Annotated in this window: 19 protein-coding genes; 10 read left to right on the top strand and 9 right to left on the bottom strand. The window is 58.1% G+C overall.

The window, feature by feature from the left end; genetic code table 11:
- Nucleotides 1–46 precede the first annotated feature (46 nt).
- Together BLU75_RS13575 and BLU75_RS13570 are read left to right on the top strand one after the other, a co-directional pair.
- Nucleotides 47–253, top strand: a complete 207-nt coding sequence (locus BLU75_RS13575; RefSeq protein WP_331717139.1) for a DUF1127 domain-containing protein — start codon at nt 47–49, stop codon at nt 251–253.
- Nucleotides 254–317: 64 nt separating this feature from the next.
- On the top strand, nt 318–1,541 hold the full coding sequence (locus BLU75_RS13570) for a winged helix-turn-helix domain-containing protein (protein ID WP_084378195.1): 1,224 nt from the start codon (nt 318–320) through the stop codon (nt 1,539–1,541).
- Here the strand turns inward: BLU75_RS13570 and BLU75_RS13565 are convergent.
- Entirely contained in the window at nt 1,531–2,877 is a 1,347-nt protein-coding gene (locus tag BLU75_RS13565) for a class II 3-deoxy-7-phosphoheptulonate synthase (RefSeq protein ID WP_084378196.1), read from the bottom strand. The genes BLU75_RS13570 and BLU75_RS13565 overlap by 11 nt on opposite strands.
- Nucleotides 2,878–2,994: 117 nt before the next feature.
- Here BLU75_RS13565 and BLU75_RS13560 point away from each other — a divergent pair, with 117 nt between their 5' ends.
- Both BLU75_RS13560 and BLU75_RS13550 read left to right on the top strand, forming a co-directional pair.
- Nucleotides 2,995–3,750: a spermidine synthase gene (locus BLU75_RS13560; RefSeq protein ID WP_084378197.1), complete on the top strand. Its 756-nt coding sequence runs from the start codon at nt 2,995–2,997 to the stop codon at nt 3,748–3,750.
- A gap of 532 nt (nt 3,751–4,282) precedes the next feature.
- Nucleotides 4,283–5,956, top strand: a complete 1,674-nt coding sequence (locus BLU75_RS13550; RefSeq protein ID WP_084378198.1) for a DEAD/DEAH box helicase — start codon at nt 4,283–4,285, stop codon at nt 5,954–5,956.
- A gap of 77 nt (nt 5,957–6,033) precedes the next feature.
- On the opposite strand, the gene BLU75_RS13545 is transcribed toward BLU75_RS13550, so the two are convergent.
- Nucleotides 6,034–6,801 carry a DODA-type extradiol aromatic ring-opening family dioxygenase gene (locus BLU75_RS13545; RefSeq protein ID WP_084378199.1) on the bottom strand — a complete coding sequence of 256 codons (768 nt, stop codon included), beginning with the start codon at nt 6,799–6,801 and terminating at the stop codon, nt 6,034–6,036.
- A 103-nt stretch (nt 6,802–6,904) separates the two neighbouring features.
- Here BLU75_RS13545 and BLU75_RS13540 point away from each other — a divergent pair, with 103 nt between their 5' ends.
- Nucleotides 6,905–7,561, top strand: coding sequence for a thiopurine S-methyltransferase (locus BLU75_RS13540; RefSeq protein ID WP_084378200.1), 657 nt, complete (start codon nt 6,905–6,907; stop codon nt 7,559–7,561).
- Between the two features lie 57 nt (nt 7,562–7,618).
- Here the strand turns inward: BLU75_RS13540 and htpX are convergent, their stop codons facing one another.
- The gene (gene htpX, locus BLU75_RS13535) at nt 7,619–8,506 is read right to left on the bottom strand and encodes a protease HtpX (protein ID WP_084378201.1); all 888 of its coding nucleotides are present in this window, start codon (nt 8,504–8,506) and stop codon (nt 7,619–7,621) included.
- Between the two features lie 314 nt (nt 8,507–8,820).
- Complete coding sequence (locus BLU75_RS13530) at nt 8,821–10,032, bottom strand: pyridoxal phosphate-dependent aminotransferase (protein ID WP_084378202.1); 1,212 nt, start codon at nt 10,030–10,032, stop codon at nt 8,821–8,823.
- 201 nt (nt 10,033–10,233) lie between these two features.
- Here BLU75_RS13530 and msrB point away from each other — a divergent pair, with 201 nt between their 5' ends.
- The 3 genes from msrB (at nt 10,234) to BLU75_RS13515 (ending at nt 11,706) form a co-directional block, all read left to right on the top strand.
- Nucleotides 10,234–10,626 (top strand): peptide-methionine (R)-S-oxide reductase MsrB, encoded by a 393-nt coding sequence (gene msrB / locus BLU75_RS13525; protein ID WP_084378203.1) that lies wholly within the window; start codon nt 10,234–10,236, stop codon nt 10,624–10,626.
- 136 nt (nt 10,627–10,762) lie between these two features.
- Nucleotides 10,763–11,248: a glutathione peroxidase gene (locus tag BLU75_RS13520; protein WP_084378272.1), complete on the top strand. Its 486-nt coding sequence runs from the start codon at nt 10,763–10,765 to the stop codon at nt 11,246–11,248.
- Nucleotides 11,245–11,706 carry a MarR family winged helix-turn-helix transcriptional regulator gene (locus tag BLU75_RS13515; RefSeq protein WP_084378204.1) on the top strand — a complete coding sequence of 154 codons (462 nt, stop codon included), beginning with the start codon at nt 11,245–11,247 and terminating at the stop codon, nt 11,704–11,706. Before BLU75_RS13520 ends, BLU75_RS13515 begins: the two co-directional genes overlap by 4 nt.
- Here the strand turns inward: BLU75_RS13515 and BLU75_RS13510 are convergent.
- A complete protein-coding gene (locus tag BLU75_RS13510; RefSeq protein WP_084378205.1) occupies nt 11,690–14,014 on the bottom strand; it encodes a hybrid sensor histidine kinase/response regulator in 2,325 nt (774 codons plus the stop codon). The two genes, BLU75_RS13515 and BLU75_RS13510, sit on opposite strands and share 17 nt — an antisense overlap.
- Before the next feature lie 163 nt (nt 14,015–14,177).
- Here BLU75_RS13510 and BLU75_RS13505 point away from each other — a divergent pair, with 163 nt between their 5' ends.
- Nucleotides 14,178–15,068, top strand: a complete 891-nt coding sequence (locus BLU75_RS13505) for an ATP-binding protein (RefSeq protein WP_084378206.1) — start codon at nt 14,178–14,180, stop codon at nt 15,066–15,068.
- Nucleotides 15,065–15,547 carry a GAF domain-containing protein gene (locus BLU75_RS13500; RefSeq protein ID WP_084378207.1) on the top strand — a complete coding sequence of 161 codons (483 nt, stop codon included), beginning with the start codon at nt 15,065–15,067 and terminating at the stop codon, nt 15,545–15,547. The genes BLU75_RS13505 and BLU75_RS13500 overlap by 4 nt, the downstream gene beginning before the upstream one ends.
- 60 nt (nt 15,548–15,607) lie before the next feature.
- Here BLU75_RS13500 and BLU75_RS13495 read toward each other — a convergent pair whose 3' ends face one another.
- The 4 genes from BLU75_RS13495 to BLU75_RS13480 all read right to left on the bottom strand — a co-directional run bounded on the left by BLU75_RS13495 (nt 15,608) and on the right by BLU75_RS13480 (nt 22,177).
- Entirely contained in the window at nt 15,608–19,234 is a 3,627-nt protein-coding gene (locus tag BLU75_RS13495; RefSeq protein WP_084378208.1) for a transporter substrate-binding domain-containing protein, read from the bottom strand.
- An 8-nt stretch (nt 19,235–19,242) separates the two neighbouring features.
- Nucleotides 19,243–19,869 carry a response regulator transcription factor gene (locus BLU75_RS13490; protein ID WP_084378209.1) on the bottom strand — a complete coding sequence of 209 codons (627 nt, stop codon included), beginning with the start codon at nt 19,867–19,869 and terminating at the stop codon, nt 19,243–19,245.
- 300 nt (nt 19,870–20,169) lie between these two features.
- Nucleotides 20,170–20,598 carry a response regulator gene (locus BLU75_RS13485; protein ID WP_084378210.1) on the bottom strand — a complete coding sequence of 143 codons (429 nt, stop codon included), beginning with the start codon at nt 20,596–20,598 and terminating at the stop codon, nt 20,170–20,172.
- A gap of 247 nt (nt 20,599–20,845) precedes the next feature.
- Complete coding sequence (locus tag BLU75_RS13480; RefSeq protein ID WP_084378211.1) at nt 20,846–22,177, bottom strand: deoxyguanosinetriphosphate triphosphohydrolase; 1,332 nt, start codon at nt 22,175–22,177, stop codon at nt 20,846–20,848.
- Nucleotides 22,178–22,210 lie beyond the last annotated feature (33 nt).

The following is a 22,210-nucleotide window of genomic DNA, read 5'->3' as shown; positions in this document are numbered from 1 at the left end:
TAGCGCCAGGCACAGACTTCAGTCATCCCCACTGGAGGGCGAGATGATGAAAGGTCAAAGAGGCTATGTGTTAATGGTGAAGCGGCCGTTTTCCGGGCTGTTTCAACGGATTTCCCGCTGGTCTGCCTTGCACCGCGAGCGTCAGCTCCTGGCGGGCCTGACCGATGAGTCACTCAAGGATATCGGGTTGACGCGTGCGGATGTCGAACCTGGGCGTCACCGGCATTTCTGGAATGATCCGTTGGGCAAATGATGCAAGTCGGGCTACACACGGACCCTGCGGTCAGGTAGTTTGCGAGCATACAAAGGAGATGCACATGCCCGCTGAACTGTCTTTGTCCCTCAAGCAGGCGCGGCGTCTGGCGCTGGCTGCCCAAGGCTTCAACGGGCGCCAGCCGCCGGCGCTGGTCAAGGCCACGCAGGTCAATCGCTTGATTGATCGCCTGGGTGTCGTGCAGATCGACTCGGTCAACGCAGTGGTGCGTTCGCATTACCTGCCGCTGTTTTCCCGCCTTGGCAATTATTCTCCACTCATTCTTGAGCAGGCCGCCTGGAGCCAGGGACGACGGCGCTCGTTGTTTGAATATTGGGGGCATGAAGCGTCCTTATTGCCGATGGCGCTTTACCCGCTGATGCGCTGGCGTATGCAGCGCGCCCGCGAGGGGCGAGGCATCTATCAGCAGATGGCGCGTTTTGGGCGTGAGCAGCAGGTCACTATCCGTCGGGTGCTGGCGATCGTCGAGCAGCAGGGCGCGGTGGGGGCAGGCAGTTTGTCGACCCGCGAGGAGCGCGCCGGGCCTTGGTGGGACTGGAGCGACGAAAAGCACGCCCTGGAGTGGCTGTTCGCCGCAGGCCTGGTGACAGTGGCCGGGCGGCGTGGTTTTGAGCGGCTCTATGACTTGCCGGAGCGGGTTATTCCTGCTGCAATTCTGCAGCAAGCGCCGTTGGGTGAAGCCGAGGCGCAGCGGCGATTGTTGCTGCATGCAGCAAGTGCCTTGGGCGTCGGCACCGAAAAGGACTTGCGCGATTACTTCCGACTGGAACCCGCGGACAGCCGTGGGTGCCTGGCTGAATTGGTCGAGGACGGCCAATTGCGCACTTGCCGCGTCCAGGGTTGGAAGCAGGCGGCTTATTGTCTGCCCGAACCGAAAGTCCCACGCAAAGTGCCGGCCAGTGCCTTGCTCTCACCGTTTGATTCGCTGATCTGGGAGCGCAGCCGCACCGAGCGCCTGTTCGACTTTCGTTACCGACTGGAGATCTACACACCGCAGGACAAGCGGGTGTACGGCTATTACGTGTTGCCGTTCCTGCACAACGAACGGATTGCCGCGCGGGTCGACCTGCGGGCCGAACGGGCGGCGGGGCGCCTGGCGGTACATGCAGTGCATGAAGAGCAGCCGGGCCTGGACGAGGAGGGGATGCAGGCGCTGGCGTTGAACTTGCGGCGGATGGCCGACTGGCTCGGACTTGAGCAGATTCAGCTCAATTGCCAGCGGCCCAGTGCCGCCCGGCTGCGGGCGGCATTGCTGCTTAGCGTCTGACCTGTTTCAAGGTCTCGGCAATCAAGAAGGCCAACTCCAGTGACTGGTCGGCATTCATGCGTGGATCGCAATGCGTGTGGTAGCGGTCCGAAAGCCCGTCTTCGGTAATCGGTCGTGCGCCGCCAATGCATTCGGTGACGTTTTGTCCGGTCATTTCGATATGAATCCCGCCGGCATACGTGCCTTCGGCTGCATGGACCTGGAAGAATTCCTTCACCTCACCCAGGATCTGCGCGAAGTCTCGGGTCTTGTAGCCGCTGCTGGCCTTGATCGTGTTGCCGTGCATTGGATCGGAGCTCCACAGCACCTGCTTGCCTTCGCGTTGTACGGCACGAATCAAGTCAGGCAGATGATCGCCGACCTTGTTGGCCCCCATGCGCGCGATCAGGTTCAGGCGGCCGGGGTCGTTGTCCGGATTGAGGGTATCGATCAGACGTATCAGGTCATCCGGGTTCATGCTCGGGCCGACCTTGACCCCGATCGGGTTGTTGACGCCTCGCAAGAACTCAACATGGGCGCCATCGAGCTGGCGCGTGCGATCACCGATCCACAGCATGTGTGCCGAGCAGTCGTAGTAATCATTGGTCAGGCTGTCACGGCGCACAAATGCTTGTTCGTAGTTGAGCAGCAGTGCTTCGTGGGCGGTGAAGAAGCTGGTCTCACGCAATTGCGGCGAGGTGTCCATGCCGCAGGCGCGCATGAAGGCCAGCGTTTCGTCGATACGGTCCGCCAGTCGGCTGTACTTCTCGGCCAGCGCGGAGTTGGCAATAAAATCCAGGTTCCACTTATGTACCTGGTGCAGGTCGGCAAAGCCGCCCTGGGCAAAGGCCCGCAGCAGATTCAAGGTGGCGGTGGACTGGTGGTACGACTGCAGCAGACGGTCCGGGTCCGGCACACGGCTTTTCGGATCAAAACCGATGCCGTTGACGATGTCACCGCGATACGCCGGCAGGGTGATGCCGTTGATGGTTTCATCATTGGCCGAACGCGGTTTGGCGAACTGGCCGGCCATGCGCCCAACTTTTACCACCGGGCAGCCAGCGGCGAAGGTCATCACAATCGCCATTTGCAACAGCACCTTGAAGGTGTCGCGGATCTTTGCCGCAGAGAACTCGGCGAAACTTTCAGCGCAGTCGCCGCCCTGCAACAGAAACGCGCGACCCTGGGTCACCTCGGCAAACTGACGGCGCAATTCGCGAGCCTCTCCGGCAAACACCAGCGGCGGGTAGCTGGCCAGGTTCTGTTCCACTTGCAGCAAGTGCGCAGCGTCCGGGTACTGGGGTTGTTGCTGGATCGGCAGGGCGCGCCAGCTGTCGGGGCTCCAGGGTTGGCTCATCATGAACTCGAGTGATTGACGGTAGGAGGCCAATGTTATCAGCAATTAGTGCGTGACCTGTTGTCGCCAGTTGGCCGACAATCGGCCCTTTGCAGTGCCGCAACGTTAGGAGTAGTGATGACAGAGGAGCGCGTCGAGCGCCTGCTGGCCGAGGTCCACGATGACTTTGGGATGATCCGTGTGCTGGAAGTGGCCGATTACCGTTTTCTCGAATTTGGCGATGCCATCGAGCAAAGCTGTGTGTTCACCGCGGACCCAAGCTGGCTGGAGTACGACTACACCCGGGCCATGTTGATCGGTGCGCTGTGTCATGAGCAGCCCGAAAGTGCGTTGTTTCTCGGTTTGGGTGCCGGGACGTTGACCCAGGCTTGCCTCAAGTTCCTGCCGCTGGAAGATGTCGAGGTCATTGAGTTGCGCCCCGAGGTGCCGCGCCTGGCCATCGAGTATCTGGGGCTGGATGATGATCCACGCCTGTACATCCGCGTTGGCGATGCCCTGGAGTTGCTGGACACGGCCGAACCGGCGGACTTGATTTTCGTCGACCTGTATACCGACGTCGGCCCGGGTGTAGGCCATCTGGCCTGGACCTTCCTGGAAAACTGCCAGAAAAAACTCAATCCCGGTGGTTGGCTGATCATCAATCAGTGGGCCACCGATGACGGCAAACCCTTGGGCGCGGCGTTGTTACGTGGGTTGTATCACCGGCATTACTGGGAGCTGCCGGTGAAGGAGGGCAATGTGATCCTGATCGTCCCCGCAGACCTGGATCAGGCGCTTGACCTGCCGGGGCTCAGCGCCCGGGCCGAATCCCTGGCACCGCGCTTGGGGTATTCGCTGCAGTCCTTGATCAAGGCGGTTCGTCCGGCGACTTGATCGGAGTGGATGGTAATGGTTGTGCCCTGTGGCGAGCGGGCTTGTCCCCCGTTGGGTTGCGCAGCAGCCCCAAAAAGGCCTGCCCGGTCCTCCAGCCAGACCGAGGTGACAGGTTTGAGGGCTGCTGCGCAACCCAACGGGGGACAAGCCCCCTCGCCACAGAAAGGTGAAGCGTTTAAGCTTCATGGCCAGCAGGGCCGGGCGTTTGAAAAATAGATGCCCTTGCAAGGATGTGCAAAGCCTGTGATACAGAGCAGTTGAATGGGCTTTTGCGATAAAAAAAGCTCCCTTTTTAACGGAATTCCGGTATAGTGCGCGCCGGCCTTTAACCGGGCCGCGTTTAGGTAGCGCAATTCCCCGAAGTCAGCTTCGGCTGCACGTCCGCACAGCGGACTCTTCCTTGACGAATCTTTTCATTCATTCGTTTTCGCAAATCCCCGCCGACAAAGCAGCCAGGGCGACTCTTGAGTCTCAACACGGCATGCGCAGCTTTGGAGCATGGGTCTTTGCGGATGCACTTAGAGGCAGACCCATGACCCAGGAAACCGGCGGCTTCGCCGCTTTTAATCTTAATCCGAATATTCTTGCAGCCGTCGCAGCGACTGGCTACGAAGAACCTTCGGCCATTCAGCAGCAATCGATCCCGATCATCATGGCCGGCCAAGACATGATTGGCCAGGCGCAAACCGGTACCGGTAAAACCGCCGCGTTCGCCCTGCCTATCCTGCACTGCATCGATCCTGCCAAGCGCGAGCCGCAAGCCCTGATCCTGGCGCCAACCCGAGAGTTGGCGCTGCAAGTAGCAACCGCTTTTGAAACCTACGCCAAGCAAATGCCAGGCGTCACTGTTGTGGCCGTTTACGGCGGCGCGCCGATGGGCCCGCAACTCAAGGCAATCCGTAATGGCGCACAAATCGTTGTCGCCACCCCGGGCCGCCTGTGCGACCACCTGCGTCGCGACGAGAAAGTCCTGTCGACCGTGAACCACCTGGTTCTCGACGAAGCCGACGAAATGTTGAAGCTGGGCTTCATGGATGACCTGGAAGCCATCTTCAAGGCGCTGCCACCCACCCGTCAGACCGTATTGTTCTCGGCTACCCTGCCGCAGTCGATCCGTGCCATTGCCGAACGCCATCTGCGCGATCCGCAACACGTGAAGATCCAGACCAAGACTCAGACAGTTACCGCGATCGAACAGGCTCACCTGTTGGTTCACGCTGACCAGAAGACCTCGGCTGTATTGAGCCTGCTGGAAGTCGAAGACTTCGACGCCCTGATCATGTTCGTGCGTACCAAGCAAGCCACCCTGGACCTCGCCAGCGCCCTGGAAGCCAAAGGCTACAAAGCTGCTGCGCTGAACGGTGATATCGCCCAGAACCAGCGTGAGCGCGTGATCGACTCCCTCAAGGATGGCCGTCTGGACATCGTTGTGGCGACCGACGTTGCCGCTCGTGGCCTTGACGTTCCACGTATCACCCACGTGTTCAACGTTGACATGCCGTACGATCCTGAATCCTACGTTCACCGTATCGGCCGTACCGGTCGTGCGGGTCGCGAAGGTCGTGCACTGCTGCTGGTGACTCCGCGTGAGCGCCGCATGCTGCAAGTGATCGAGCGCGTGACCGGGCAGAAAGTTGCCGAAGTCCGCCTGCCGGATGCCCAGGCCGTTCTCGATGCGCGCATCAAGAAACTGACCAACAGCCTGTCGCCGCTGGTGGCTGATGCTGAAGCGACTCACGGTGACCTGCTGGATCGCCTGACCGCCGATATCGGTTGCACCCCGCGTGCCCTGGCTGCAGCGCTGCTGCGCAAGGCGACCAATGGCCAGGCGCTGACCTTGGCAGCCATCGAGAAAGAACGTCCACTGGTGCCGAACAACGCTCCGCGCGGTGATCGTCCAGAGCGTTCCGGCGACCGTCCGGACCGTGGTGATCGTGAGCGTCGTGCGCCGATCCCGTTGGCCGAAGGCCGCGCTCGTTGCCGTACCGCGCTGGGTGCGCGGGATGGTATCGCCGCCAAGAACCTGCTGGGCGCTATCCTCAATGAGGGTGGTCTGGCACGTGAAGCCATCGGTCGCATCCAGGTGCGTGACAGCTTCTCGCTGGTGGAACTGCCGGAAGATGGTCTGGAAAAACTGCTGACCAAGCTGAAGGACACCCGCGTTGCCGGCAAGCAGCTCAAGCTGCGTCGCTATCGCGAAGATTGATCGGCGCTTGCGCTGATTGATCGTCGATAAAAAATCCCCGACTGGTTCGGGGATTTTTTATGCCTGAATATCTGTATTTAACCGAATCGGTAGATGTCCATGCCCAGCGCACCGAGGGTGAACCCTTGGTGTGCCACGCTGAATTCCCCGCCGGCCGCTCTGGCGAAATACAGCGGCAACAAATGCTCATCGCTGGGGTGGTTGCGCACGGCGTGCGGTGCCCGTCGACGGTAGTCGTGCAGTGCGGCTTCGTCTTGTGCGGCCAGTTTATCCACCACCCAGTCGCGAAAGTCCCGTGCCCAGGGCTTGATACGTTCCGGTGCGGCCTGCCAATCCAGTTCACCCAGGTTATGGGTAATGCTGCCAGACCCGATCAGCAGTACGCCTTGCTCGCGCAAACCGGCCAATGCATGCCCGATCTGGGTTTGCAGGGCCGGGCCCATCTGGCTTGGCAGCGATACTTGCATCACCGGAATATCGGCGCTCGGATACATCAACGACAGCGGCACCCAGGTGCCATGGTCAAAAGGGCGCAGTTTATCGACACGCGCATTCAAGTCACTGGCGGCGAGCAACTCGACAATCTGTTGCGCCAGTTCCGGGTTGCCGGGGGCCGGATACTGCACGGCAAACAGCTCTCGCGGGAAGCCGCCGAAGTCATGCCAGGTCTCTGGGGCGGGGCTGCCGCTGACCAGTAGCTCATGGCTTTCCCAGTGGGCTGACACCACCACAATCGCTGTCGGCCGGGGCAACTCGGCCGCCAGGCGCTGGAGTGCCGGACCGCTGGCGCCGGGTTGCAACGCGAGCATCGGCGAGCCGTGGGAGATAAACAGGCTGGGGAGCATGAGCAAGGCCCTCAAGGTTAAGATGGGACCATCTTCAATCAAGTCTTTGATCTAAATCTAATATAAGTTTTAGCGCGGTTTAATCGAATTTTTGGGGTGGTTCATGGATTTCACGTTTTGGCATGAGCGCTGGGCGCACAATCAGATCGGTTTTCATCTGTCGCAGGTTAATCCGTACCTGCAACGACACTGGCCAAGCCTTGAGCTTGCGTGCGATGCCAAGGTACTGGTGCCGTTATGTGGCAAAAGCCTGGATCTGATGTGGCTGGCCGGTCAAGGGCATCGGGTTTTAGGCGTCGAACTGTCGGAAAAGGCAATTGAAGCGTTCTTTCGCGAGCAGCGGCTAAGCGCAACCTTTCGTGAGCAGGGTGCGTTCAAGGTCTATCAGGCGGGAGCAATCGAATTGTGGTGCGGGGATTTCTTTGCATTGAGTGCGGCTGATGTGGCGGGTTGTACCGCGCTGTATGACCGGGCGGCACTGATTGCCCTGCCGATGTCGATGCGCGAACAATACGCTGCGCAGTTGAATACATTGCTCGTTCAAGGCAGAAGTGGCCTGTTGATCACCCTTGATTATGACCAGGCGCAGAAAGCCGGGCCGCCGTTCGCGGTGGGCGATGATGAGGTGAGAGCGCTGCTGGGCACACGCTGGGGCCTGAAGACGCTGGAGCGGCGAGATATCCTGGAGGCGAGCCCCAAGTTCCTAGAGCACGGCGTCCAGCGGCTTGAGGAGCGGGTCTACCAGTTAACCAGAACGTAAAAGGCGCGCAGAAAAAAGGAGCGATCGGATCGCCCCTTTTTGCCTTGCCACCGAGAATCAGCCGCGACGGCGCAGTGCGTCGATACGCTCTTCCAGTGGCGGGTGGCTCATGAACATCCGAGCCAGGCCTTGCTTGACGCCACCATTGATGCCAAAGGCATTCAGGGTGTCCGGCATATGCACCGGCAAGCCCTGTTCGGAGCGCAGGCGTTGCAGTGCGCCGATCATGGCGTTGGTGCCGGCCAGTTGGGCCCCGGCTTCGTCGGCGCGGAATTCCCGCTTGCGCGAGAACCACATCACGATGGAGCTGGCGAGGAAGCCCAGAACCAGTTCGGCAAAGATGGTCGCCACGTAGTAGGCGATACCCTGGCCGCCTTCGTTCTTGAAGATCACCTTGTCGACGAAGTTACCGATGATCCGCGCGAAGAACATCACGAAGGTGTTCACCACGCCTTGCACCAGCGCCAGGGTGACCATGTCACCGTTAGCCACGTGACCGATTTCGTGAGCCAGTACTGCCTTCACTTCGTCGGGCGAGAAACGCTCCAACAAGCCTTGGCTGACGGCAACAAGCGCATCGTTTTTGTTCCAGCCAGTGGCAAATGCGTTGGCCTCGTAGGCCGGGAAAATCCCGACCTCGGGCATCTTGATCCCGGCTTCGCGAGACAGCTGTTCGACGGTCTGCAGCAACCATTGCTCATGGCGGGTGCGCGGTTGGGTGATGATCTGGGTGCTGGTGCTCATCTTCGCCATCCACTTGGAGATGAACAGCGAGAAAATCGAGCCGGCGAAACCAAAGACCGCACAGAAAACCAGCAGCTGATTAAGGTTCAGATCAACCCCGTTGGCCGCCATGAACCCGTTGAAGCCAAAAAGGCTCAGGGTGATGCTGGCAATCAGCACGACCGCCAGGTTAGTGGCCAAGAACAGCAGGATGCGCATCATGGTTGTAGAATTCTCCTCATGCTTAATATGTCGCGTACTGCGGGGTATATAAGGTGCGGCACTGGGCTATTCAACCGGGCGACTATTTCAAACTGTGTCCTACAGCCTGAGCGTAGAGCCTTGAAGGTTTTTTCCGAGCCTGTGTGAAGATGAATATTCACGTTCGGTAGTCGTTACGCCCCGTGATTGTTGGGGGGAGCGCGTGGTCAGGCGGCGAGTGTGACGCTCTGCAGATGCCTGCAGCTGCCCAGGAAGAGATGTGTTGCCAGATAATCACTGTACGACCTTCAGCAGGTCGTACAGTGGAAATATCGTTATTGGCGATAAGACTTCAGGAAGTTGCCAATGCGCCCGATAGCCATCTCCAGGTCATCCACGCGCGGCAAGGTCACCACGCGGAAGTGGTCGGGCCATGGCCAGTTAAACGCCGTGCCCTGGACCACCAGCAGTTTTTCCGACAGCAGCAGATCGAGAACGAACTTCTCGTCGTTGTGGATCGGGCAGACCTTCGGGTCAATCCGTGGGAAGGCGTACAGCGCACCCATGGGTTTGACGCAACTCACGCCGGGAATGTCGTTAAGCAGCTCCCAAGTGCGGTTACGCTGCTCCAGCAGGCGGCCAGCCGGCAATACCAGGTCGTTGATGCTCTGGTATCCGCCCAGGGCGGTCTGGATCGCGTGCTGGCTCGGTACGTTGGCGCACAGGCGCATATTGGCCAGCATATCGATGCCTTCGATATAGCTCTGAGCGTTGTGCTTGGGGCCGGAGATCGCGACCCAGCCGGAACGGAAGCCCGCGACCCGATAGGACTTGGACAAACCATTGAAGGTCAGGCACAGCAGATCCGGTGCCAGGGAGGCGGTGCAGATGTGCACTGCGTCGTCATACAGGATTTTGTCGTAGATCTCGTCGGAGAACACCACCAGGTTGTGTTGGCGGGCCAGTTCAAGCATACCCAGCAACACTTCCCTGGAGTACACGGCACCGGTGGGGTTGTTCGGGTTGATGATCACCAGGGCCTTGGTGTTGGGGGTGATCTTGGCCTTGATGTCTGCCAGGTCCGGCCACCAGTTGGCTTGCTCGTCGCACAGGTAATGCACAGGATGGCCGCCGGCCAGAGACACCGCAGCGGTCCAGAGCGGATAATCGGGCGCCGGTACCAGCACTTCATCGCCATTATTGAGCAAGGCCTGCATGGCCATCACGATCAGCTCGGAAACACCGTTGCCCAGATAGATGTCTTCGATGCCGACACCTTCCACCTGCTTTTGCTGGTAGTACTGCATCACCGCCTTGCGTGCGCTGAACAAACCCTTGGAGTCGCTGTAGCCTTGGGCGGTAGGCAGGTTGCGGATCACATCCTGCAGAATTTCGTCCGGCGCCTCGAAGCCAAAAGGTGCCGGGTTGCCGATGTTCAGCTTGAGGATGCGTTGGCCTTCCTCTTCCAGGCGCTTGGCGTGCTTGAGCACTGGGCCGCGAATGTCATAGCAGACGTTGGCGAGCTTGTTCGATTTGCTGACCTGCATGGCGATGTGATCCTGAAAATGAACGATCCGACGGTGTGAAGACGACTGTGCCGGGAATCCCGCGTTGGCCTGACCGATAAATACGTTTGAATGCCGATAACGCGGGTGCCAGACTGGCAGTTTGAAGAGGCGCAATCATACGTGCCGCCTGATCCATGGAAAAGACACAGATCAGGCTTTTTCAATTGCCGAGGTGTATCGATGGAAAAGTTGCAGAAAACCCTTCAAGAATGGCAGGACATGCTCGACCCGGCGCAGTATCAGGTGTGCCGCCTCAAGGGCACCGAGCGACCGTTTTCCGGCAAGTACAATGCCACCACCACCGATGGTGTTTATCACTGCATCTGCTGCCATGAACCGTTATTCGATTCACAGACCAAGTTTGATGCCGGCTGTGGCTGGCCCAGTTTCTACGCGCCGATTGCCGACAATGCGATGATCGAGATTCGCGACGTCAGCCACGGCATGATCCGCACCGAGGTCACCTGTGGCAAGTGCGATGCGCATCTGGGCCATGTATTCCCGGATGGTCCGCCGCCGACGGGGTTGCGTTATTGCATCAATTCGGTGTGCCTGGATTTGGTTCCGCGTTAATCCATCGCGTTGCGCAGGGGTGCGTCAATCCGCTCCTGCCGTGGGTTATGCCGTGCCATAAGTGCGCTCAATTAAATTGTATGCAATTTAATTGAGCGCTATGTTTTGCGCCTGTTCACTCTTGCGAGACGTCATCATGAGCGACAACCTGCTGAGCATTGCGTGTACCACCATCAAGGGCGAGGAAAAGACCTTGGCGGATTTCGCCGGTAAGGCCATTCTCGTGGTCAATACCGCCAGCAAATGCGGTTTCACCCCGCAGTACAACGGCCTGGAACAGCTCTGGCAGCAATACAAGGACCGAGGCCTGGTGGTGCTGGGTTTTCCCTGCAATCAGTTTGGCAAGCAGGAGCCAGGCAACGAAGGGGCTATTTCCGAGTTCTGCGAGTTGAATTTTGGTGTGAGCTTTCCGCTGTTTAAAAAGATCGACGTCAACGGTGACGCGGCTCACCCGTTGTTTGTGCAGTTGAAACAACGCGCGCCGGGTGTACTCGGGTCCAAGAGCATCAAGTGGAATTTCACCAAGTTCCTGATTGGCCGTGATGGTCAGGTGGTCAAGCGTTTTGCGCCGACCACCAAACCCCGGGAGCTGACCCAAGAGATCGAAGCACTGCTCAAATGAACGACCTGAGCGCTGATTCCCTGAGCCTCGACAACCAGTTGTGCTTCAAACTGTACGCCGCTTCGCGGGCGGTAACGCGTGCGTATAAACCGATGCTGGAACAGTTGGGCCTGACTTACCCGCAATACCTAGTGATGCTGGTGTTGTGGCAATGGCAGGAGACAGCAATGCCACAGCCCACGGTCAAGGCCCTGGGAGAACGCTTGCTGCTGGATTCCGGTACGCTCACGCCGCTGCTCAAGCGGCTTGAGCAATTGGCCTTGATCAAGCGGCGGCGCAGTGCCAGCGATGAGCGCGAGGTGCATCTCAGCCTTGCCGAAGCGGGTATGGCGCTGCGTGAACGTGTCCAGCCGTTGAAGGCGCGCCTGTTGTGTGAGAGTGGCGTCGACCTGAGTCAGGCCGAGGTTTTGCGCCGTGGCCTGGATCAATTGCTCACGCAACTCAGAGACTTGTCGTAATCGGTACCCACAGGTCGAGCAGGGCGTTGAGTTCTTCCCGGCGAAAAGGCTTGGCCAGATAGTCGTTCATCCCCGCTGCCCGGCAACGCTCCCGTTCTTCGGACAGAGCATTGGCGGTCAGCGCGACAATCGGCAGCTCGGGCCAGCGTCCGCTGCGGCGAATTTGCCGGCTCGCCTCGTAGCCATCCATCACCGGCATGTTGCAGTCCATCAACACCATGTCGAAGCGGTGCTCCTCCAACAGCTTCAGCGCTTCGCCGCCGTGGGCCGCCACAATCACCTCGCAGCCGAGCTTGCCCAGCATGCCCTTGGCCACCAGTTGATTGACTGGGTTGTCCTCCACCAGCAGGATTCGCGCGCGGAAAGCCAGGGGAGCGCTTTCCAGTTGGACGAAATCCAGTGCCGTGTCGGCGCCGATGCGCAAGGTTCGCTGCAAAATCTGGTACAGCGCAGTGCGGCTCAGCGGACGTGCCTGCTGCTGTAAGGGGGCGAAGGCGGCCACCTCTGCGCTGGGCATGAAGTTACCGTAGGCAGTGACCAGCAGAATCGGTGCCTTGATGGCTGGCCGCAGATTGAACAGGCACTCAGGGCAGTCAGTGATCAGCAGATCGGGAGCGAGCCCGTACAAATTGTCGTCGAGGGTGTAGCAACGCGGCGTCAAGCCCCAACCGGGCAGCAGTGTGTTGAGTAATTCCGCAAGGCCGCTGCTGGCTCCGGTAATCACTATCACGTCACCCGCCAGAGGAGCCAGGTCGACGGCTGGCGTATGAGCGGACAATGGCAGATCGGCGCAGAACTGGCTGCCAAATCCCGCCTCCGAGCTGATGCTCAGGCGGCCGGACATGGCTTCGCAGAGGTTGTGAGTCAGCGCCAGCCCCAAGCCTGTCCCACCAAACTGGCGTGTAATGCCGGCGCCGGCCTGAGTGAAGGGTTGAAATATCTTCACCTGAGCCTCCTGCGCAATGCCGATGCCGGTGTCGCATACCTCGATGCGCACATCACCCTCATGCATGCCGACGCGCACATCGACCCGGCCGAAGCGGGTGAATTTCAAGGCATTCGACAGCAAGTTACTGATGATCTGCCGGACTCGGGTCGGATCGCCGATGATTTGGGCGGGAAACTGCGGTTCGATCAGGCACGTCAGCTCGACACTGGGTGCCGCGTTTTGCGAAAGCAGATTGGCGGTGTCCTCGACCAGTGAGCCAAGGTCGAACGGAATGCTCTCCAGCTCCAACTGACCGGCATCGAACTTGGACAAGTCGAGAATATCGTTGAGCAGTTCCACCAGCACTTTGCCGGAGTCGTGGGCGATGGACAGTTGTTGACGCTGCTCGGCATTCAGCGGGCTGTCCAGGGAAAGGGCGATCATCCCCAGCAAACCATTGAGCGGGGTGCGGATTTCGTGACTCATGTTGGCCAGGAAGGCGGCCCGTGACTGGGCCATGCCGAGGGCTGTCATCTTCGCAGCTTCCAACTCTTGGTTGGATTGGCTCAATTGAAGGTTGCTCGCCTTGAGCTCGGTCGTCCGCGCTGAAACAATGTCCTCCAGTTGCCCGAGATACTCGGTCAGGCGATCCTCGGCGTGGCGCCGTTGCTGGATTTCGGTTTCCATGTTTTCAAATTGCTGGTTGGCGACGTTGACCAGTACGCCGATTTCGTCGTGTTCGTGGCCCGGCGGGCACTTCAGGCGCTTGCTGGAAGCGTTGCGGGTGTCATGGGTGCTCAGTTCGCGGATAATCCGCACCAGGGGCTGCGTCAGCATCACGTAGAACAGCCCCAGCAGAAGACCTGTCAGGATCAGGCTGCGGGCAAAGCCGTTGAGCAGGGTGATCACGGCGCGGTGCAGGAAACGGTTTCCGAACGTGTAAGTGTCGACATCCAGGCGCAAGACCCCCAGGGACTCGCTAGGCATATGCGTGAGATACAGCCGGTCTTCGAACTGGCGATTGGCACCGAACATAAAATCGCTGAGGGGCCGGTAGCTGCTTTCCTTGCGCGGCCGGTCAACGTCCGCCAGTACCATCCCGTTGTTGTCGATCAATTGCGCCCGGATGATGGCGGGGGAGTGCAGCAGGCCTCGCGTCAGCTCCTGGGCCAGTTCGGCGTCGATGTTGTAGGCAATGCGCGAAGCCGGGTTATGGCTGATTTCTATCAGCGAGTGTATTTCACGGTTGATGGAGGCGTCTTCGCTGGCATAATCAATGCCGATCTGGATCAGGCTGAGCAAGGTTCCCAATACGAAACCGACCAGCACAGTCAGTCTGGCTTGCCTATAAGACAAGCGGTGGGAGAACTTGATATCCATCGAGTGCTGAACCACTTTACGTTTCCCTTCGCCCGGCAATCATAGCTGAACATTCACAAGATCGACCTTGCCCGGCATGAATCGATTTATTCAGGTGCAGCCCGCGGGCTGCGTCAGGTTGCCAATACGCCATCTTTTACAAAAACTTGCCAGAGGAATAGTCGTGGATTCTCGATTGAATGCCTTTCTTGAGCGGGCCGATGCGGTGCTTGCTCGTCTGGAGCCTTTATTGCCAGCCCCTCGCCAAGTCATTGACTGGGACCAATGTTTGGCTGCCCGCTGGCAGCGCGAAGGTCGCAGCGGATTCTTGTTGCCGCTGGAAGTCAGCCTGGATATGCGCCTGTCGGATTTGATCGGCGTGGACAAGCAGCGCGAACAACTGGCGCGCAATACCCAACAGTTTCTCGACGGTTTGCCGGCCAACCACGCATTGCTCTGGGGCGCGCGGGGGACCGGCAAATCCTCTCTGGTGCGGGCTTTGTTGGCTCAGCACGCCAAGGCCGGTCTACGGCTGATTGAGATCGAACGCGATCACCTGGCGGACCTGCCAAGGGTGGTGGAGCAACTGGTCAAGTTGCCACAACGCTTCGTGCTGTTTTGCGATGATTTGTCCTTTGAAGCGGGTGAAAGCGATTACCGGGTCCTCAAGAGCGTGCTGGATGGCTCCCTGGAACAGGCGCCGGAAAACGTCTTGCTGTACGCCACGTCCAACCGCCGCCACCTGGTCCCGGAAAACCAGAGCGACAATGAGAATTGGAAGAGAGTCGATGGCGAGCTGCATCCCAATGAAGCCGTGGAAGACAAGATTGCCTTGTCCGATCGTTTTGGGCTGTGGCTGTCGTTTTATCCGTTCAGTCAGGAGCATTTCCTGGATGTGGTCGAGCATTGGATCGGCGAGTTGGCGAGCAAGTCCGGTCTGCAATGGCAATGGGATGAAGAGCTGGACATTCTTGCGGTGCGCTGGGCCACGGGGCGCGGTAACCGAAACGGCCGCTGTGCCTATCAGTTCGCCCGTTATTGGGTAGGTCTGAAACTCCTGGAGCGTCAAGCATGATCGATTTACAGCAGGCCGGTACTGGCCTTGACGGGTACGCAATGCTGTGTGCGCAACTTGAGTCCTTGTTGGCGGATGAGCGGGACTTCATTGCCAATGCGGCGCAGTTTTCCGCGTTCCTGTTTAATCAACTCGAGGATTTGAACTGGGCGGGCTTCTATCTCAATCGTGACGAAGAGCTGGTCCTCGGGCCTTTCCAGGGACAGATCGCCTGCGTGCGAATTCCGTTTGGCCGGGGTGTCTGTGGGGCTGCCGCGGCCACACGGCAAACCCAGCGGGTGGAAGATGTTCATGCCTTTGCCGGGCACATCGCATGTGACAGCGCCTCCAACAGCGAACTGGTTGTCCCTTTGATCAAGGATGGGAAGTTGATTGGCGTGCTGGACCTCGACAGCCCAGAACTGGCGCGTTTTACCCTCGAAGATCAAACCGGTATCGAGCAACTGTCAGCGATTTTCCTGCGCTTGACCGACTGCTGAGCGGATCTGGCGTATACGAGCGCCTGATATTCGGGCGCCCGGATGAAAAACTGACGCTCGTCAGTGAGACGATGGCCGGTCGAGTTGCATTTTCAGGAGACGTTCCAGCTCCAGCATGGTTCTTTCGATAGCCTTGACCCACGTGTCGATGTGCGGTTGGTCGACACCTTCGCCAGCCTGTTCCAGGGCTTCGCATTGCTCCGCCAAGGTCCGGGCCTGGACGATTCTGGCCGCGCCCTTGATTTTGTGGGCCTGGTTAATGAGGTCTTGGCGCGTGCCTTGCGCCAGAAGTGTCATCAGCTCTTCGCGGTCATGGCGGCTGCTTCTGAGCAATTCCCCCAGCAGACGCTGGCTTAATATGGGGTCACCGCCGGTGAGGGCATTCAGGTTACCCAGCTCAAAGAGTTCACCGGGCGGCTTGGGGGTAATTTCGGCCAGGTGGCGCTCCAGCATCGTGAGGCTGATGGGCTTGAACAGACAGTCATTCATGCCGGCTTCTTTGCAGCGCTGCCGTTCTTCGGGTTGGGCATTGGCGGTAAAGCCCAGGATGATACAAGGCGCGAGGTTTTCCCGTTGTTCATGTTCGCGAATCGAGCGGGCCAACTCATAGCCGTTCATGATAGGCATGTTGCAGTCGGCGATGATCAGGTCGAAATGCGCCTGGCGCCACGCTTGGAAACCTGCTGCGCCATGCTGGACGGCGGTAAACTGATGACCCAGGAAGCCCAGTTGCTGGCACATGAGTAAACGATTAGCGGGGTGGTCGTCCACCACCAGTACGCTGAGTACGGCGGCCGCATTCGGGGCCGCGGGCTTGAGTTCGATCAAAGGCTGTGCGGGCGGCAGACTGGTCAACTTGAGTGAGACAAAGACCTCGGTGCCGACGCTGGGCACACTGCTCAGTGTCAATCGCCCGCCCATCATTTCGCACAGGCTGCGACAGATTACCAACCCCAGGCCCGCACCGCTTCTGGCCAGGTGCCCAGAGTTGTCGGCTTGGGAGAACGGTTCGAACAACCGTTGCTGATCACGCCGGCTGATGCCGATTCCCGTGTCTTCGACTACCAGCCTCATCTCGATTTGTTGCGGTTGGAGGGTGGGTTGGACGTCCACCTTGATCTTCACTTCACCCTGCTCGGTGAACTTGATGGCATTACTCACCAGGTTCGACAGAATCTGCTTGAAGCGCAGGGGATCGATCTGCACGTCGTTTTCGCTGACGCCGGAATTGAACTCCAATAGCAACTGCAGGCTTTTCTGGCGCGCCAGGCCATCGAAGACGCGTATCACCGACTCGATCATTTCTCGCAGGTTGACGCGTTCCGGTGCCAGGCTCAAGCGACCGGATTCGATCCGGGCGATATCCAGGATATCGCCGATCAACTCCAGCAGGTCTTTGGCAGAGTTGTAGGCAACTTCGATCGCCGGGCGATCCAGCCCCCCATGATCGGCGCGCTTGAGTGTCAGCTCAAGCATCCCGATGACCGCGTTCATCGGCGTGCGAATCTCGTGGCTCATGGTTGCCAGGAACGTGCTTTTGGCGCGATTGGCTTCATCCGCGCGATCCTTGGCGGCGCGCAGTTCATCGAACAATTGACGTCGTTCACTGATATCGATCCAGCCGCCGATAACGCCCTGGACTTCGCCGACTGAGTTACGGTACGGCAATATCCAGTGATAAATCGTCAACTTCTGCCCATGGATGTGCAAGGGGCGATCAAGGATCAGTGAGCTGCCTTCGCTCACCACCCGCTGATAATCGGCTTGGTATTGCTTGGCTTCCGAATCAATGTCGAGGCCCATCTGAGTGATGCATTTACCAATGACCTCCTCACGCTTGACGTCGAAAACCTGCAGGTAGCTGTCATTGCAGATCTGGAGCAAGCCATCGCGGTCACGTACGTAGATCGGGTGGGGCGTTTCATTGACCAGGGCGCGCATGAATTCATATTGGTCGTTGAGCGCGCGCTCAGCCATCTGGCGTTGCTTGATCTGCCTGCGCATGTAGGCATTCCAGGCTAAAGATGTCAGCAACAGCAGTCCGATACCCGTGATGATCTGGATAATCAAGCGGTGGTAGTTGCGCCAGTAACTGTCGGACACCTCCGTGTAACCGCGCCAGCGGCTGTTGATGACCCCCAGTTCATCGGGGGCGATGCTCAGGAGCGCCTTGTCGAGGATCGAGTTCAGTTCGGTGGCACCGCGCGAGGTCGCCAATGAAAAGGAAGCGAGTTCAGTGCCAATACTCGAGCTTATCTGCAAATTGTTCTTGAATACGTGCGAGGAGAGGAAGTAGTTGGCGACCACCAGAGAATTGACCGCACCTTCCACTTGCTCCTGGGCCAACATTTCCGTTGCCTTGAAGGTGTCGCTGACTTCCTGCAGGATAATCTGCGGAAACTCGCGCCGCAGATAGCTCACCACGGGATTGCCCTCGGTGACCGCGAGATGCTTGCCTGCCAACTGCTCCAGGCTGGAGGGCGCACCAGGTTCCTTGCGTGTCAGCAGGACATAGGAGTTTTCCAGGTAGGGACGGCTGAAGTTCAGCCTGCTCTCTCGTTCTGGGCTAGGGAGTATTGCCGCGATGATATCTGCCCTGCCGGTTTCAATTTGCTGGATCATTTCGTTGACGCTGCGGGTATTGTGAACCTCGAAGCGCAGACCTGTACGCAAACGGATCAGCTCCAGCAGGTCAGCGGTGATGCCGCGCAATCGGCCCTCCGAGTCAAGAAAGGTCAGTGGTGCGAAGGTCTCGTTGATCACCACCTTCACTACGGGGTGTTGCTTGAGCCAGCGCTCCTCTCGCACGCTCAGTTGCAACTTCTGATCGGTCAACAAAATGTCGCTGCCAGCGCTCCAGCGCTTGGAGATGCGTTCCCGCTCATGGGTGGTGACGGCGGCGAGAATCGAGTTGATGATGCTGAGCAGGATTTGCTGATCGTGGTGCACGGCAAAGCTGAAGCCATACGCTTCATGCTCGCCGAAATTCGCCATCCGGATATTTTTCAGATAGCCCTTGTTGATCATGTAGTGAGTGGAAATGGTATCGCCGAGAAATACATCGGCCTTGTCGAACGCCACGGCATTCAGCGCGTTCTGGTAGGACTGGTAAGTCTGGATAATGGCCTCTGGATAGAGCGCTTCGACTTCCGCCAAGGGCAAGTAATGGTAGACAAGGCTTAGTCGCATACCAGCCAGCCCGTCATTGAGTGGAGGGTTTTCTCCCTCTCGAGTGACCAGTACCGGCTGGTCTATAGCGTAGGGCTGAGACAGGACAATAGCGGAATTTTTTGCTTCAAAGCCGTTGGCAGTGCCCAGCAGGTCGATTTCCCCTGCTTCCAGTGCCTCGATCGCGGCTTCCCTCGACGGGTAGCGCAGCACGCTGATGGGCAGGGCGAGGGTCTTGGCGAGGATGCCGGCGTAATCGGCTGTGATGCCTTCATAGTCGCGTCCGCTGACGGTCACGTCGAAAGGGGCGTAGTCGGGTGCCGAGGTCCCCAGCACGAGCTCGCGTTTGTTTTGCAGCCATTCACGCTGTGTTTTGTTCAGTGCCGCAGTCCGCGGAATACTACTGGTACGGCTCAGTAGCGAATAACGTTCCGGATCGGCGTGAGTGGCTGACACTGAGGTACTCAGGCACAGCCCGAAACTTAATATGATTAAATAGTCCTTTAAGCGCCTTGGCATCCTGTTTCTCACACTAACGCGTTGCGTTTTGCCATCTCGATAAGTTCTACCAAGGATTTGGCTTTGAGTTTTTGCATGAGTCTCTTTTTGTAGGTGCTGACGGTTTTGTTACTGAGGAACATACCTTTGGCGATTTCCTTGTTTGTACGCCCTTGTGCAAAAAGCTGCAAAACCATTAGTTCCCGATCGTTGACGGATTTGAAAAGTTCAAGCTCTTCGTTGCTACCCTCTTCAGCATTACTGGCGTTCAAGGCCTGGCTGGGAAAGTAATTGTATCCGGATAGCACAGCCCTTATGGCGCTTATAAGTTCACTCAGATCACCCTCTTTACACACATAGCCATCGGCGCCTGATCGCATGCAACGTGTAGCGAAGAGTGTCGGAGACTGGGCTGTAAGAATCAGGGTTTTCATCGGAGTACTCATTGCATTGAACCTGCAAAGGACCTCCAGTCCGTCGAGTTTAGGAATGCTGATGTCAAGAATTATAAGGTCTGGAAGGCATTCGCGAACCATCTGTATTGCGTCGCAACCATTGTCGGTTTCACCAACTACTTTGTAACCTTCGTGTTCGAGTAACATTCGTATGGCAAGTCGAATAACAGGATGATCATCGATAATAAAAACTGAGTTCATAATCCAATTCCAGGCAAATGCAAATAAGCGCGCACATTAGCCCAGAAGGTAGGGCAGGAGCATGAAGGGATGGCTGGGCAGGCACAAAAGAGGAAAAATCCCACGCAAAATAAGGCGCTGGACTACATTCCGCTAAGGCGTTCTTAGCTGTTGTGTAAGAGTTTTCTGGGTGAAAGGTTATGACGTTTAAGTGGAGCGTACAGCGGTCTTACAAATGCGATATTTCGTAGGAACTTACGTTTAATGTCCTACGTATAGTATCTAAAATGGAGTTGGCTTGCGCTGACCCTTCAGGTCGGATTAATGAGGGGTGGCAGAACGCAGCTTTTGATTCGATGCAAGCCCGGAGTTACCAATGATCGTGATCCACGCTTCTTTATTCAGAGGTTTAGCCAGATAGCCGAGCAACGGGATGTTACGTTTTACTGCCTGGGTTTTCAGGCTTTCCAGTTCGATGACGGGGAGCCCGCTTAACAATATGGCGCGTTTGATAAAACCCGCGCGGTTGGCTATTTCTATCAGCTCAAGTCCGGTTAGGTCAGGCAGGCATTGATCGCAGATCATGACGTCGAATGGTATTTCGGTGTGTGCCATCAACTTGATCGCCTGTTCTGCATTTTCAGTGGGCGTCAATTGATTGAATCCAAAACTGTTGAGCAGGCTTTGGATCGCCAGAAGTTGGAAGGGATGATCCTCCACTAGCAGGATGCGCAGCTGTTGTTCGAGCATAGGAAGTTCCGTAGGAGTCGCTCATGCTGGAGTGGCTCCAGGCAAGTCTTGTATCGGTACGGCCTGTCAGTTGGTCGCCGATCTCGTGTTGAGCTGTAGGTATGTAGGATCTGCACGCTATAGCAGATGAGATTTCGGGGATTATTCACTGAAGGTTTGGGGCGCAGCGATCAGTTTGCTCTGGTCCCAACGTAGGCAGTTTCTTTGGCATGAATGCCCTGCCAGGACAATCTGGCAGGGCAGCAATTTATTGGGGGCTGGAACGCCCGGTCATCTCGCGCGCCATCTCGCTGGCATAGCTGTCGGTCATGCCCGCGATGAAATCAATCATGCGCAGGAATGAGCGATGCATCGACCAGTCCGGATGCGGAGCGCTGTTGCCCAATAAGTCGAGGATTCTTCTGTTCTTGAAGGATGGCGTGCGGCCGCCATGTTGCTCCAGTGCAGCTCCACAGAAGGCATTCAGGAGAATTTCCAGGGTGGTGTAGGCGCCAATTTCATGCAGCGTCTTACGTTTGTCCTGGAAGATCTTCTTGCGCGCCATGTCCTTGGCATTGAGTACGCAACGTTTGGCGGGGCCATGCATATGTTCCACCAGGTCACCTTGCAGGGTGCCGGCCAGCAACGCTGACTGCTGTTCGACGAAGGCCCGTGCCGCGGCGTTGGTCAAATGCTCGATGGCCTTGCCACGCAGGATCGCCAGCTTGCGTCGCCGGGAGTCCTGCGGGCCCAGTTGCCGATATGTCTCTGGCAAATCATCGCCCACCAGATTCAACAGCAGCGATTCGACTTCGGCGTATTCCAGCAGATCCATCTCAAGGCCGTCTTCCAGATCGATCAAGGCGTAGCAAATATCATCGGCGGCCTCCATCAAGTAGACCAGCGGATGGCGCGCCCAGCGTTGCTCTTCGAGTTGCGGCAGACCTAGTTTCTGGGCGATTTGCTCAAGGATCGGCAGCTCGCTCTGGTAGCAGCCGAACTTGTGTTTCTTGTAGCCCAGTGAATCGGCATGGCGAGCGCTCCAGGGATATTTCAGGTACGTCCCGAGTGTCGCGTAGGTCAGGCGGGTGCCACCGTCGAACTGGTGGTACTCCAACTGCGTCAGCACCCGGAAGCCTTGGGCATTGCCTTCGAAATTGAGGAAGTCATTGCGCTCGGCGCTGCTCATGTCATCCAGCCAGCCGCGACCCGCTGCCTGCTGGAACCAGTGGCGAATCGCGTCTTCACCGGAGTGGCCGAACGGTGGATTGCCGATGTCGTGCGCCAGGCAGGCAGAATGCACCACCATGCCCAGGTCGCTGGGGTCGCACCAGTCGGGCAGGGCGCTGCGAATTGTTTCGCCGACACGCATGCCCAGCGAGCGACCGACGCAACTGACCTCCAGGGAATGAGTCAGCCTGGTATGAATATGGTCGTTGCTCGTGACCGGGTGGACCTGGGTCTTGCGGCCCAAGCGGCGGAAGGCTCCAGAGAAAATGATCCGGTCATGGTCTTTATGAAAGGGGCTGCGACCCAGTTCTTCCGGGCTATGCAGGGATTTTCCAAGGCGTTCGCGGGTGAGCAGGGTGGGCCAATCCAAAGCGTGGTTTCTCCGTGCGGTGAATGACGCCCA

Source organism: Pseudomonas mucidolens, from assembly GCF_900106045.1.
GTDB classification, from domain to species: Bacteria; Pseudomonadota; Gammaproteobacteria; order Pseudomonadales; family Pseudomonadaceae; genus Aquipseudomonas; species Aquipseudomonas mucidolens.
The sequence above is the reverse complement of the archived record's forward strand: the minus strand, read 5'-3'. Positions and strand labels throughout refer to the sequence as shown.